15 protein-coding genes are annotated in these 12,869 nt (G+C 69.2%); 14 read left to right on the top strand and 1 reads right to left on the bottom strand.

The window, feature by feature from the left end; genetic code table 11:
* The 12 genes from POL25_RS27465 to POL25_RS27520 all read left to right on the top strand — a co-directional run bounded on the left by POL25_RS27465 (position 1) and on the right by POL25_RS27520 (position 11,457).
* Positions 1-657, top strand: a complete 657-nt coding sequence (locus tag POL25_RS27465) for a hypothetical protein (RefSeq protein ID WP_272089181.1) — start codon at positions 1-3, stop codon at positions 655-657.
* The gene (locus POL25_RS27470; RefSeq protein ID WP_272089182.1) at positions 654-1,469 is read left to right on the top strand and encodes a hypothetical protein; all 816 of its coding nucleotides are present in this window, start codon (positions 654-656) and stop codon (positions 1,467-1,469) included. The genes POL25_RS27465 and POL25_RS27470 overlap by 4 nt, the downstream gene beginning before the upstream one ends.
* Positions 1,470-1,493: 24 nt before the next feature.
* Complete coding sequence (locus tag POL25_RS27475) at positions 1,494-4,082, top strand: hypothetical protein (RefSeq protein ID WP_272089183.1); 2,589 nt, start codon at positions 1,494-1,496, stop codon at positions 4,080-4,082.
* Positions 4,083-4,316 carry a hypothetical protein gene (locus POL25_RS27480; protein ID WP_272089184.1) on the top strand — a complete coding sequence of 78 codons (234 nt, stop codon included), beginning with the start codon at positions 4,083-4,085 and terminating at the stop codon, positions 4,314-4,316. It begins immediately after the preceding gene.
* Positions 4,292-4,825 carry a hypothetical protein gene (locus tag POL25_RS27485; protein WP_272089185.1) on the top strand — a complete coding sequence of 178 codons (534 nt, stop codon included), beginning with the start codon at positions 4,292-4,294 and terminating at the stop codon, positions 4,823-4,825. Before POL25_RS27480 ends, POL25_RS27485 begins: the two co-directional genes overlap by 25 nt.
* Before the next feature lie 100 nt (positions 4,826-4,925).
* Positions 4,926-5,294 carry a hypothetical protein gene (locus POL25_RS27490; protein WP_272089186.1) on the top strand — a complete coding sequence of 123 codons (369 nt, stop codon included), beginning with the start codon at positions 4,926-4,928 and terminating at the stop codon, positions 5,292-5,294.
* Between the two features lie 42 nt (positions 5,295-5,336).
* Positions 5,337-5,714: a CDP-alcohol phosphatidyltransferase family protein gene (locus tag POL25_RS27495; RefSeq protein WP_272089188.1), complete on the top strand. Its 378-nt coding sequence runs from the start codon at positions 5,337-5,339 to the stop codon at positions 5,712-5,714.
* A 91-nt stretch (positions 5,715-5,805) separates the two neighbouring features.
* Positions 5,806-6,327 (top strand): hypothetical protein, encoded by a 522-nt coding sequence (locus tag POL25_RS27500; RefSeq protein ID WP_272089189.1) that lies wholly within the window; start codon positions 5,806-5,808, stop codon positions 6,325-6,327.
* An 83-nt stretch (positions 6,328-6,410) separates the two neighbouring features.
* Complete coding sequence (locus POL25_RS27505) at positions 6,411-7,892, top strand: hypothetical protein (protein WP_272089190.1); 1,482 nt, start codon at positions 6,411-6,413, stop codon at positions 7,890-7,892.
* 2 nt (positions 7,893-7,894) lie between these two features.
* Positions 7,895-8,305, top strand: a complete 411-nt coding sequence (locus POL25_RS27510; protein WP_272089191.1) for a hypothetical protein — start codon at positions 7,895-7,897, stop codon at positions 8,303-8,305.
* Between the two features lie 609 nt (positions 8,306-8,914).
* On the top strand, positions 8,915-10,294 hold the full coding sequence (locus POL25_RS27515; RefSeq protein WP_272089192.1) for a hypothetical protein: 1,380 nt from the start codon (positions 8,915-8,917) through the stop codon (positions 10,292-10,294).
* A gap of 59 nt (positions 10,295-10,353) precedes the next feature.
* Complete coding sequence (locus POL25_RS27520) at positions 10,354-11,457, top strand: hypothetical protein (protein ID WP_272089193.1); 1,104 nt, start codon at positions 10,354-10,356, stop codon at positions 11,455-11,457.
* Between the two features lie 88 nt (positions 11,458-11,545).
* Here the strand turns inward: POL25_RS27520 and POL25_RS27525 are convergent, their stop codons facing one another.
* A complete protein-coding gene (locus POL25_RS27525; protein WP_272089194.1) occupies positions 11,546-11,884 on the bottom strand; it encodes a hypothetical protein in 339 nt (112 codons plus the stop codon).
* Positions 11,885-12,182: 298 nt separating this feature from the next.
* On the opposite strand from POL25_RS27525, the gene tnpA reads away from it, so the two are divergent.
* Complete coding sequence (gene tnpA, locus POL25_RS27530) at positions 12,183-12,515, top strand: IS66 family insertion sequence element accessory protein TnpA (RefSeq protein WP_272089195.1); 333 nt, start codon at positions 12,183-12,185, stop codon at positions 12,513-12,515.
* Positions 12,512-12,853, top strand: a complete 342-nt coding sequence (tnpB, locus tag POL25_RS27535) for an IS66 family insertion sequence element accessory protein TnpB (RefSeq protein ID WP_272089196.1) — start codon at positions 12,512-12,514, stop codon at positions 12,851-12,853. Before tnpA ends, tnpB begins: the two co-directional genes overlap by 4 nt.
* Positions 12,854-12,869 lie beyond the last annotated feature (16 nt).

Below are 12,869 nucleotides of genomic sequence, written 5' to 3' on the forward strand. Positions count from 1 at the left end.
GTGGCGCTGCTTCCAGTCGACAAGGCCGCATATGCCGTCGTGCGCACGATGATCGCCGCGGGCGCTGCGGCGTGGGACGCGTGGGCGAAGAGCGGCGAAGCGAAGTGGCCGGACTCGAAGCCACACACGCGCGAGCTCGCGGACACGATCTTTCGCTACGTCCCGCGCATGGCGGTGCAAATCCCCGCGGGCGAAGACAACTGCCCGACCGAGCAGGACCGAGCCACCGGCACCTGCACGGCGATGCGCTACGACCGCGTTTTCTCGCCGCAGAACCGCCACCGGCTGATCGCGGCGCTCGACGCCCGTAGCAGCGTCGAGGTGCGCGCGGCATTCGCCGCGGTGCCCACGGACGGCGGCGATCTCGAGTGGTGGGCCACGGCGCTCGCCGCCGGAGCCTTGATCGCGATCGGCGGCCTCCCGTTCGCCGGCGCCGTCGTGGTCAAGGTCGCGGGGTTCTTGCTGGCCGCATGGGCGGCCTATGGGTTTGTGACGCCCAAGACGCCGAACGGGCAGTCGCTCGCGCAGAAATACGCAGCCCTCGTCGGTGACGGCCTCGAAGCCATCCTCGCCGGGGCGAACTCGGTCCTGCAAGTCGCACTCGTCGCCGCAGGCGGATATTTCCTCTACCAGCTCTTCTTTTCGGGGTCGCGGTGAGCCTCATCCTGTGGGGGCTCGGCCTGGCCGTGGTCGCGACCATGGCCACGCCGCCGGCGAAGGCGGCCTCCGTCCCGCAGGCGCCCGCCGGGCCGCCGCTCGCGCCGCCGTCCGGCTGGGACGACGCGCTGCCGCTTCCCACCGCGGCCGACGTCCAGGGTTTCGACCTCCTGACCAACTGGGGCGCGACTCCCGAATCGTTGCGGCCGTTGTTCGCGCTCGTGGAAATCAAGTCGCGGATCGCCGGCGCCGCGCGCTTCCTCGCGCTCGCCGCCCGCCGCGAGAGCGCGTTCGTTCTCACCGCGCACAACAAGAGCTCCGGCGAGCGCACGGCGAGCGCGAACGCCTACAGCAACAACAAGGCCAAGCGGCCCCCGCTCGTGTACGGCGCAGCGGCGGCGGCGTGGGGGTCGGGCGGCCTCTTCGGCCTCCTGGGGCCTTATTTCCTGTGGACGGGGATCCAGGAATTGGGCGGTGCGGCGCCCCTCCTGGGCTCGCCGCCGGAGATCATGTTCCTCCCGCGGGTCGCGGCCTTCGCCGGCGCCGTGTACATGCAGCGGATCCTGGCGAATTACCGCGTCGACGACGTGGCCGACATCAAGGTCGGCTGGGCGTCCCCCTCGCTGCTCGGCAACGGCCGGGGCGGCGCCACGTACAAAAAGGTTCGCGCCCGGTTCCTCGAGGACTCCGCGAAGCTGGGGATCAAGCTGAATGCGCCGCCGACGCTCCCCCCGAAATTGAGCGCCGCAGCGTGGCCAGGTGTCGCTGCCGTCTTCGAGGGCGTCGTCGGCACACCGCCGCGGCTCGCATGAGGCGCGCGCGCGCCATATCCGGCCGTGCCGCCCGCGAAGCTGAAGGGATACCCGAAGGTCTACAGCGTCGGCCGCTGGCGCGGCGCCGCCGCGGTACGCCGCGAGCACGGCGGCCAGGGAACGCTTACCGAGTTCTCGATCCAGCTCGCCCCCGACAGCGAGCCGCGGAAATTCGTGGGGCGGGGGCCGACGCCTGGCCACCGGCGGACGGATGCGATCCGCCAGGCACGCGAGGCCGCCGGCTTGCCCGCCCTGCCGCTGCGGCCTCGCAAGCCCCGCCAGCCGGGGCCGAGCGTCGCGGCGGCGTTGCAGGCCCCGGAGCGAGCGGAGACGCGGCGCCGGCTGGTCAACCGCGTGCGGGAGGTCGACGCCGACCACGCCCTCGCACTGGACCTCGAGGGCGCGGCCTGGCACCTGCTGGCGGACGCTGGCGACCTCGTCCTCGTCGGCGACGACGGGGAGCAGGTCGAGCGCTACCCCGGCCCGGAGAGCGCCGCCGACGAATTGCTGCGGCGCTTCGGCCCGGCGGTCGTCGACGCCGCCCGCGTGCGTCGTTTCTTCAACGCGCACGAGAAGGCCTATCCCCGCGGGTGGATCAAGCGAGCCGCGGAAGACCGCGCGCGCCAGCGCGACCGCGACCGCGACCGCGACGACCTCTTGCGGCGCATCGTCGACGCGCTCGCGGCCGGGCCGAAAAACGAGAGCGTGCTCGGGTGGACCTTGAAAGCGGACACCCGGGACGTGATGGACGCGATCCGGCTCGGCCTGGGTCGGAGCGTGCTGCGCTACGCGCCTACGTTCAGCGCGGGGGGCGGCGACCAATTCGAGCGCAACGATCAACCGTGGGGCCCCGGGCCCCGCGGCCACTACCCCTCCGGGCCGCAGCCGCCGCCGCGCTCGGCGCCCGAGGTTCAAGGCTCGGACGCACCGGCGGAAGCCCGCGCGGCGCGGAAGAAGTCGGCGAAGCGAAAGAAGCCGTCCAAGCGGAAGAAACCGGCGAAGCGAAAGAAGCCGGCCACGCGGAAGCCGAAGCCCCGGCCTCGCTGCGCGGGCTCGGTGCGGGCGGTGGTCGAGCGGGCCGAGAAGCTGAAAGCCCGCTATGACAACCTGGTCGCCGAACGGGCGGCCCGTCTAACAACGCGCCAGGCAAACCAGCGCGATGGGCTGATCGCGCGGCAGGCCGAGCGCGAGAAGCACCTGGCGGCCCTGGTGACGGGTCCGAAGAGCCCAGGGGCCCGGCGCCTGGCCGAGGCCGAAAAACGCCATGGGAGCCGCCTGCGCGCGCTGGAGGCCAAGCACAAAGCGGCCCTGGCCGCGCTGCCGCGCGCGGTCGAGTGCGAGATCCTCGGCGGAGCGCGGGCGCGGCGGGCCGTCGTTCGCGGCTGCGCCGACCTGTGCGGCCTCAACGTGGCCGGCGGCGTCGGCGGCGACGCCACGACGATCGCATTGCCGTCCGCGCGCGGGACTCCGCGTGTGTTGCCCGCGCGCTTCGTGCTCGTAGACGCCGAGACGCTGCGCCCGAGTCACGACCCGATCAGCTTTGAGCCGCGCGCCGACTACCCCGACGAGACGCAAGAACGGCGGTACGAGGATGACCCGGCCGAAAAATACAAGGTCGACATGATCGGCCAGAACATGATCCCCGGGTTGGTGCAGAACACCAACTCCGGCGCCGTGGACGGGACGCCGATCATCACGATCGACAAGATCGTCTTGAGCGGCAACGGGCGGGCCATGGGCGTGATCCGGCACTACCGCCGCGGGCGCACGGTGCTTTCCGACTTCCTGCGCATACAGATTCAGATCTTCGGCATCGACCCCCGCGCGCTCGCCCGCGTGAAAAACCCTGTGGTCGTGCGCGTGATCGACGTGCCCGCCGCGGACCGGGCGAGGCTCGTCCGCGACTTCAATACGGGCCTCACGCAGCAAATGTCGGCCGCGGACGAAGCCGCCGCGCTCGCCCGCCAGCTCCCCCCGGACCTACCGGCGATGCTGCGCGCCGGCGGGGCCGACGAGGGGCTCGGACCCTACCTCGCGAGCAAGGCGAGCGCGCCCCTCGTGGGCGCCTTGGAGCGGTCGGGCTTCATCAACCGCGCAAACCGGGCGCGCCTGATCAGCGACGACGGCCTGCTCACCCAAGAGGCGCGTGACGACGTGGCGCGGATGCTCGTCGCCGCTGTGTTGCCGCTCGACCTCGCGGAGCGAAGCCCCGAGCTCGCCCGCGCTGCCGAGCGGTCGGCCGCGGCCTGGCTCGTCGCCGCGGGCGCTGGCTCGGCCTGGGATGTCCGCCCGACGCTGGCCGCCGCCGGCCGAGACTATCTGTCCCTTCGGGCATCCGGCGCGTGTCTCTCGCGTTGGCGGGAGCAAGGGAGCATGGAGCCGCGGCAGGCAACGGGCCCCATGGCAAGCACCATGCTCGAGATCCTCGACCTCGCCGCGTCACGCCCCGTCGTCTTCTCGAAGATCGCGGCCGCCTACGCCAAGGCGAGCCGCGCGGGCGGTCTCTTCGGACAGGCGGATCCCGGCGAAGCACTGCGCCAGGCCGCGGCCGACAACCACGTCGACCCGGCGAGCGCCAACAGTCGGCGTCGCTGCGCACGCAAGGCGGCCTGAGTGCCCGAGGTCGCCGTCGCCGTCGCGCTCCTGGTCGCGCTCGTCTTCTTCCTCGGCGGCGTCGCGGCCCTCGTCGCCGTGCTCCGCGTGTTGCCGCGGCGCGTGGTGGCGCCGTTGTGCGCGGCGATCGACCGCGCGGGCGAGCGGCTCGACTCGCTGGAGCGGCGCCACGGCGAGCGCCTCGACGCGCTGGAGCGAGACGCGCGCGCGTGTGCTGGCCGCACGCCGCCGTAAGGGTCCCGCGCGCCAGATCGGCCATGCTTCGCGGACCGTTTAACGTGTATGTCGACGAGGCCGGCAATCAGAGCCTCAAGCCGGCCGTGTCGGGCGGCGGCGGTCCGCCGCGGTCGCTGCTCCAGTCGCTGGAGAGCAACATCCGGATCGTGATCGCCCGCTCGGCGATCGAGTACGTGTCCGGCTACTTCGCCGACCTCACCGCAGCCGGCAACGACGACGACATTTACATCCCCGCACCGATCACCGGGGCCCTCACGTCGATCCGGATCGTCGCCGGGTTCCAACCGTCCGCGAACATGCCGATCCAGGCGGCGATCGGCGGGACGAACGTCACCGACGGCCTCGTCACCATCCTCTCGACCGATGGCGCGGGCACCGTCCGCAGCGCCAGCCCGACCGGCCAGAATGCGGTCACGGCAGGCACCACCGCAATCCGGCTGCGTCACAACGCGACGAACACAGTCGCCGGTCACGCCTGGGTCGTTCTCGGCTTCTCGCACGGGTGACGCCATGTCGGGGCATTTTCAGGTCTTCATCGACGAGGGCGGAGCTTCGGTCCTCAAGCCCGCGGCGGCCGGCGGCGGCGGCGGTCCTTCGGCGGCGACGATGCGCGCGCTGAACGCCAGCGTAGCGACCGCCGTTGCGCGGTCGGTCGAGTGGGTCGGCGGGTTCCTGCCGAATCTCACCCTTGGCTTTTCGACGGCGCGCATCTTGCCTCCGCGGAATTCGACCATCGTCGCGTGCAACATGGCGATCGACTTCAACCCGACCGGGTCCATCCGGCTCTCGTTCCGGGTCGGGCTGACGATCTTCGGACAGGTGGTCTTTACGGCGTCGGACACGGCTGGCACCGTCAAGCCGGTCGATCTGGCGCCCGGCACCACGATCGCCGGGCTCCAGAGCATCGAAGTTATCGACAGCGGAATCGCCAACACCAGCGCCGGACACGGACACGTGTTTTTCGGGTTCGCGTAGGTGCCCGCGGCACAAGCGGGGGGACAGCGGCCATATGCGCCGATGCTCCCCCGCCGCCTCGCGTTGTTGCTCCCCAACGCGCTCACCCTGATCGGTCTCGTCCTCGGCCTCGCCGGCGCGCTCGCTCTCCAAAGGGGGGAGGTCGCGGGCGCCGCCAGCCTCTTGGTTGGTGGCCAGGTCGCGGACGTGCTCGACGGGGTGGCCGCGCGTCGGTTCAACGCGAGCACGGCGGCGGGGGCGCTCTTTGACTGGCACGCCGACTGCGCCGTCGCGGCTGCCGTCGCGTTCGCAGCCGGCGTCGCGTGGGCGATCCCGGTGTTCGTGCTCGTGCAGGCTTGGGCGCGCGTGCATGACGAGCGCGTGAGCGGCCGAACCGCCGCCATGCTCGGCGTCGTGGGGCTGGCGCTGGGGGCGTGGTGATGGAGCGGCCCGGCCCTTGGGAAGCGGTAGCGGAGGGTGCGATCTTCGCGTTCGCTATCTTCATCCTCCTCGGCTACGTGCTCGCCGGCGCATGACGACCCTCGACGCGCACCCCCGGCCCGCGCCGCCCTGGCTGGCCGCGATCGCAATGGCCGTCGCGGCGTATGTCGGCGCGGACCGCTGCGTCATGGCGCAGGCGGAGCCGGCGCCCGTTGACACGCGCGAGTCGAGCACCGACAACCGGGACGCCATGAGCTTCCCCCTCGCCGCCGCCCTGGTGTCGCTGCTCCTGCCGTTCGCCCTCCTCTCCGCATGCCGCGAGCCCGAGCCGGTCGAGCTGCCGAAGGACGGCGAATCCTGCAAGGTGGTCGACGACGGCGACGCGCCGTGCGCCGAGGGCCTGACGTGCAACACCGGCGACGGCTACCTCGGCAAGGACGGCCACTGCGCGACCGCCTGCGAGGGCGACGGCGAGTGCGAGGACGGGCAATTCTGCAACGACGAGGGCGCTTGCACGTGGACATGCAAGGCCGAGGTCGACTCCTGCCCGGTGGCGTCCGTCGAGCTCTTCTGCACGGCTGACGAGGGCGGCTTCTGCGTCGGCGCGGTCTGAGCGTCGGCACGGTGTGAGCGACGCGGCGTCCGCGGCGTCGCGTCCGAGCGACGCAGCGAACGCCGGCCGTGCCATATCCGGCCGTGAGCGTCCTCGACCTCGTCCGCGAAGAGACGGGCCTCGACCTGTCCAACGCAAAATTGACGGTCGACAAGCTCGCGCCGGCGTTCGCCGAGCGGATCGACGTGGTCCTGCACGACCTGGATCGCGCGCTCGAGATCAGCCGGAAGATCATGGACGCGTATCGGATGCTCCTGGTCGCGCCCTCCCCGGTGGCCGCGATTGGCGTGGCGTACAACGCGATCAAGAGCGCCTGGGGTTACTTGCAGGGCGAGGCCAACAAGAAGGCCGCCGAGAACCTCGAACGCCGCGCCGCCACGCGCGCCGCCTTCGTCGCCAGGTACTACACCCGCGGCGCCTGGTCGCAGGTGTGCATGAGCTCGAAAGCACCGACGCCCAAGGCGCTCGACTTGACCAAGGGGACGAAGAAGGCCGGGGCCCACCTGAGCCAGTACGACCCCTATTACGTGTGGCACGCGAGCCGCGTCGCGCAGTCCCAGATCCTCATGCCCACGTGGTCGGGGCCGCCATACGACGAGCCGGTCGTGCAGCCCGACCTGTGGGAAAAGGGTTTTTCTTGGCCGGAGCCGACGTTGCTCGGGGGGTTTCGCGGCCTCGCCTGCGGCGAGCCGCCGGGTGTGAAGCAGCCGAACGAGCCTTGCGCACTTGAGGTCTGGTGGGACAAGCCGGCGCCCGTGGGCCCGATCCCTGGGGCCTACGTTGAGAAGTATTGGGGCAACGCGCCGAACAAGGGCTCGCCGGACGCGGCCAACGTGCTCGACGCTTCGGTCCTGGTGAGGGGCTACGCGCCGCCGCCGGGGTACACGTATCTTTTTTCGTGGGGCACGTACCCCTGGAGCGGCTGGCAAGGCCCTCCGGGTGGCTCGTCCGGGTCTCCGATCTTCGACAAGTCCGCGGACATGGCGGCTCTCGCCGCGGCGATTCACAGCCTCACGCCGCTTCACGCACAAATCCCGTGGGACGATGTCGCCCGGGCCTATCGCCACTTCGTGCAGGTCAGCGGGTGGCGCAAACTGAAGCCGCTTCCGGACAAGCAAGTCGACGCCGGCGTCTACCTGGACGCGGAGCGCCTGCCGACCTCGACCTCGGCGCTGCCGCTCCCGATCCCTGAGACGGGATATCCGTGGGAGGTCATCCGAGAGATCGAGCTCTTGTTCCGTAGCTTCTTCCGGATCCGGCGAGCGGCCATCTACCAGTGGGCGTTCACCTCTGACCAGTTTAAGGCCGCCTGCAAGACTTCGCGCGATCCTCTCCTGCGCACGCTGGCCAACGGCGCCGAGCCCCCCGAACACGGCCCCTGGAAAGCGTGGGACCCCCTCGGCGAGGGGTGGGACGGCGGCATGACCGAGCCCGCGCCGCAGGCGGGCAAGCCCCCCGGGCCGGGGGTGTGGGGCAGCCCGAAGAACCTGACCGCAGGCCCGGGTCCCGGCGAGGTCGTCGCCGTCGCCGCCGGCGGTTATCTGCTCTACCGGCTGTTCCTTTGACCATGCGCGCCGCCTCCGCTCTCGTCCTCTTGCTCGCCTGCGGCCCGACGCCGCCGGCGACCTCGGCCACCAGCTCGGGCACGACCTCGGGCACGACCTCGACCAGCTCGGGCACGACCTCGACCAGCTCGGGCACGACCTCGACCAGCTCGGGCACGACCTCGGCGACGTCGATGGACGCGCCCACGACCGGCTGCGGCGAGCCGACCGCGGGCTTTTGTGAAGAGCACCCTTGGGGCCGGCCGACGTGCGGCAAGCCCGTCAGCGCGGCCGCCTGCGTAGAGCTTTGGGACGCGCTGACCGGCTGTGTGGACGCGTGCGCTTACATCGCATGTGCCGACGCGCTTATCGCCGCGCCGTGCGGCGAGCGCCCCTCGATCTGCGACCCGCTGATCGCGTGCCCTCCTGAGTGAACGCATGGCCGAGCCGCAGCCGCAGCCGACCAGCCTGACTCCGCCGCAGCGACCTCCCGAGCCCGTCGCGCAGCGTCAGGAGTTCCCGTTCCTCCATCGTCTTGACGCGCGTCGACGCCAGGAACGCGGCGCTGGCGGCCTGTTCGCGCGGCGGGAGTGCGGCCAGCGTGCCGCTCAGCCGCGGCAAGGGCGACTCGCCGAGGCGTCGAGGGTCAGCGCGGCGGCGGCCGAGCGGAGCCGTGGGCCACGCTGAGCGGGTGTGTGGACGCCTGCAGCTACATCGCTTAGTGGCCTCCAATCTGGACCCATTGTTCGCGTTCCTACCGGACTGAACGCTTGGCGGGACCCGCTGATCGCGTGCGAACGCTTGGCGGACAAGTGCCCAAGCCCGAACGTCGACCCAGGCGAACTCTGACGCAATTCTCGCAGGCGCTCGGACATATGTCCATGTGACTTGGACGATTGCCCGGTTCATCCGAACACATGTCCGGAACTCGGAGCGCATCCGAGCGAACCTAACATCCGTAGAGTGCGCATCTGCAGACAAGTCTTCGAAATCACTTCCCTCAACAAACTGGGGAGTCGCCGAAGTGGCGCCCGGAGCGCCGCATGCAGAACGCCATTCTCGTGCACCATTCAGCCAATCCCATGTATCCCTCTCGCACCATCTCCACGTTTGCTACCGTGCTCCTCATGCTCGCGGCCTGCAAGCATCCCACGCCCGGTGACCTGCCACCGACGTCCGCCACGGAGGGCGACACGAATCCCACGGCCCCTCCGATGTCCTCCTCCGACCCGACGCTGCCCACCACCTCGCTGCCCACCACGGGGGGCGGAGACGACCCTGTATGGGAGGGCTGTCTGGGCACCGCCGACGGCGTGAATTCCGCCTTCGTGCACCAGTGCGCGGGCACCGGGACCGCAATCGTCCGGTTCGACGTCGAAGTCTCGGGAAACCCAGTCGTGATCCCCCCCTTCCCGCCGCGGCCGGTCACCTTCGGGCCCGGGGTGGAGGGCGAAAGCTACGAAGAGCCCAAGGTGATGGCGTGCTGCGCTCCGGCGTTCGATGATGAGGAAGACATGGTGCTCCAGCCACACTACATGGCCTGTTACCGTGACCTCGCGGAACAAGCGTGCAGGTCCCTCTGGTCGCAAATCCTCGCCCTCAAAGACAATCCGGACGTCCCTAACGTCGCGAATCCGCAACTCCAGAACCTGGCGGACTGGGTCGCGGAACATCAGCTGGAGTGCTTCACGGAGCTCTGGAAGAATTCCGGCGCCATCGACCATGAGCCGCAGAACGCCACCGACTTCTTCACTCTGAACCGTACCTGGGTGCTGGGCGAGGGTGCCGATACGCTCAATATCAAAAACGTCGAGTTCGAAATCCAGGATGCCGAGGTCAGCGACATCTTTATTCCGGCAAATGCCGCCACATGGGGCCTCTGCCGCAGCGCCAGCGACAACAACGACTTCCACTTCCTCGAGGTCGACCCGTCGGACGGGTACGTCTTCACGCTCTTCGAAGGAGATGCCGAACTGCTCGGGCCAGGCACTCCCGCCTACGAGGGCTCCGCCGAATTCTCCGCGAACTCGTTTATCTCCACTCATGATTCGGAGGTCGGAGTGTGGATCGATGCGCTGCAGCTCGACACGGCAGAACCTGCAGTGATTACGAACGGCACGACTTCCACGACAGTGGACCGCGCCCGCGTCGCCTTGCTGCATGCAGTGCACGCGACCCCGGTTGGCACCTTCCTGTTCGAGATCGATCCCGGTGGCGCCCAGTTCTTTGTCTCCGGGTTCGCGGATGGGGAAGCCAGCGTCGAAACGGTCTACAACGCGTCGACGATCGAGATTGATCGCGCGCCTCCGATGCTCGTGGATCCGGAATACGTGTGGACGGTTTCCCCGTTCGACCTCGTGTATGAGGACGCCAACGAGGATGAGTGGACCCTCGCGATCGGGACGCTTATCTTCAGCCCCTGAGCCCACGGAGTCGCCTCACAATGCTCCCCGCCAGCCCACCACGCTCGTGCATCTTACTCTTGGCCGGTCTCCTCGTGGTGGGCGGCGGATGCCGTGACCGGGAGCGTCCGCCGATCGTCTGGGCCGGGGAGCACGTCCAAGTCGGCACCGACCTGGACCTCGACGCCTGGTGTCCGGGAACGTTGACGCTGCTGGACAGTCACACAGCTCTGCTGAAAGAGATGTTCGACGCCCCGGCGGACCATGTCGTGACATACTATCTGTACCCTTCTCCCATCAGCGATCGTATCTGCCCAAAGCCCAGTACGGCTTGCTACCTCCCGGATGAGGGCGCAGCGGTCACGACCGATCTCTTCAATCTCCACGAGATCGTGCATGCTGTCCAGTGGGCCCACGGCGGCATGCCTCATGTTTTTGACGAGGGTGCCGCGACCTATTGGGGGGGAAGAGGGCATGGCGCAGGCGCAGAGGACGCTCGTGGCCTCCAATTCCGCTCTTTGATAGATAACGCGTGGTCTGAGGGCCTCGGAAGTAGGGGATACTGGCTCGCCGCGAAATTCACGTCTTACCTGATCCACGCCAACGGCTTGGAGTCGTACGTCGCGCTCTTGAAGGCGACCTCATGGGACCAGTCTCGCGCGAATTTCGAGAAGACGTTCGATCAAGCCATGGGGATGACGCTGGACGACGCGATAAGCGACTACGAGGCGGAGTTGGAGTGGTGGTACTGCGATGCACCCGCCACGCAGTACTGGTTTCATGGGTGCGCGCAACCAGGCGACGTGCTTCCAACCGGCGAGACGACACACTTCGATCTGGACATTTCCTGTGCCGATCCCGAAGTCGTTGGACCATCGTCGCACGCATCTCCCGATGGTACCCTGAGGATCTGGCGAGACATCACCCTCGAACTCACGAGCACGGACCAGTTCATCACATTTGACGCCCCCCAGGACGGTGAACCCAGCACCGTGCTGGTGGAGCTCAAGCCCTGCACTACGGATTGTTCCCTGGCGCTAACCGAAACGGTGCGCTTGAACCCGGGTCCGGACGGTACCGAGTTCAGCCCTTCCGTGCTGCCTGGCCGCTACGTCCTGCGCGTGAGCCGCGCTGCCGAGGACCCGGGCCCTGTCCAAATTCGCTGGCTTCAAGCCGGGTCATGATCGAGCTGTTCACCCATCCGTCGCTTCCGCCAGCATCGCGCCGGTGCTGACCGGCTTCGCGTACGAGATCCGACCGAGCAAACGGAGCCTACTCCTCTGGGGTAAAGGCGTCGACGTGGGCCATCCGTAACAGCGCCTCCACGGCGAGTTCGACCAGTTCGGTATGCAGCACGGCGGGCAGTGCGAGCTGTTCACGCCGCCGACGCTTCAAGCGGCGATGCAGGCGCGGCCACTCCACGAGCAACGCGCGCTCCCCCGCGGCGGCGGCCTCGGCGAAGGTGGCGGCGTCGAGCTCGACAGCCGGCCCGCCGCGGCCGGACACGTTGAAGCGCCCGGCCCGCGTCAGCTCGATCGAGACGTGGGCCGCGTCGGTACCGAGGATCCACACCCCCGGCCTGACCTCGTCCCACGAGGGCTTTTTCTTCACCGCTTCGCGCTCCGGCGCTCGCGGCGTAAGCGTCCGGCGAGCTACGTCGTGACGAGGAGCCAGCCGAGGACCTACAAGAGGGCCTCGGAGGCTGAATGTCGAAAGAGAGTGATGAAGATCGTGATGACCGTGGCGCGGTCGTGCTGCAGCCCGAGCCGCCGGCGCGAGGGACGTTCGCGCTGCTGATCCCGAGCGACATGTCGTGGCAGGCGAGCTCGTTCGGCGGTGCGCTGCGGCTGGACTTCCGACCGATGCGGCCGAGAGACCGGGCGGCCCGAGCGCGGGCGAAGGTCAAGCCATGAGCACGGCGACGGAGGCGACGTGGCGCAAGCGGGTCGACGGCTGGATCGCCAGCGGTCAGACCTGCAAGGAGTACGCGGCGCGCATCCGGGTCAATCCACACACGCTGGGATGGTGGAAATGGCGCCTGCATGCGGCGCGGGCCGATGCATGCGACCAGGGCGCGGGCGAGGCCGGCTTCGTCGAGGTGACGCAGGAGGTCGGTGCCTTGCTGACGACCGAGCCCGGCGTGCTCGAGCTCGAGGTCGGGTGCGTGGTGCTCCGGATCCGTGGCCATGTCGAGGCCGACATGCTCGGGCGCGTGCTCGATGTGCTGGAGGGGCGACGATGATCCCGGCGTCGGTGCGGATCTTCGTATGCACCGAGCCGCAGGACATGCGGCGCGGGTTCGATGCGCTCGCGCTCACCGTGCGGCAGGTGATCGGCGAGGACCCGCGCGGCGGGGCGGTCTTCGTGTTCGCCAGTCGCAGGTCCGATCGCGTGAAGGTGCTGTGGTGGGACCGTAACGGCTACTGCCTGATGTACAAGCGGCTGCATCGAGCGCTGTTCCGCGTACCGGCGACGGACGAGCCGTCGCAGCGCTCGGTGGTCGTCGACACGAAGGACTTCGCGGAGCTGCTGCGGGGCGTCGAGCGAGCCCCACGCCGCGAGGGTCGAAATCGCTCTTGACGTGAATGCTCAAAAG

The sequence above is a fragment of the Nannocystis bainbridge genome (assembly GCF_028368995.1).
Classification (GTDB): Bacteria; Myxococcota_A; Polyangia; order Nannocystales; family Nannocystaceae; genus Nannocystis; species Nannocystis bainbridge.

Excerpts from the sequence above, each read along its gene's own strand:
- POL25_RS27490 (WP_272089186.1), top strand. The coding sequence starts at position 4,926 with ATGCGCGCGCTGAACGCCAGCGTAGCGACCGCCGTTGCGCGGTCGGTC.
- POL25_RS27495 (WP_272089188.1), top strand. The coding sequence starts at position 5,337 with ATGCTCCCCCGCCGCCTCGCGTTGTTGCTCCCCAACGCGCTCACCCTG.
- POL25_RS27500 (WP_272089189.1), top strand. The coding sequence starts at position 5,806 with ATGACGACCCTCGACGCGCACCCCCGGCCCGCGCCGCCCTGGCTGGCC.
- POL25_RS27510 (WP_272089191.1), top strand. The coding sequence starts at position 7,895 with ATGCGCGCCGCCTCCGCTCTCGTCCTCTTGCTCGCCTGCGGCCCGACG.
- POL25_RS27515 (WP_272089192.1), top strand. The coding sequence starts at position 8,915 with ATGCAGAACGCCATTCTCGTGCACCATTCAGCCAATCCCATGTATCCC.
- tnpA (WP_272089195.1), top strand. The coding sequence starts at position 12,183 with ATGAGCACGGCGACGGAGGCGACGTGGCGCAAGCGGGTCGACGGCTGG.
- tnpB (WP_272089196.1), top strand. The coding sequence starts at position 12,512 with ATGATCCCGGCGTCGGTGCGGATCTTCGTATGCACCGAGCCGCAGGAC.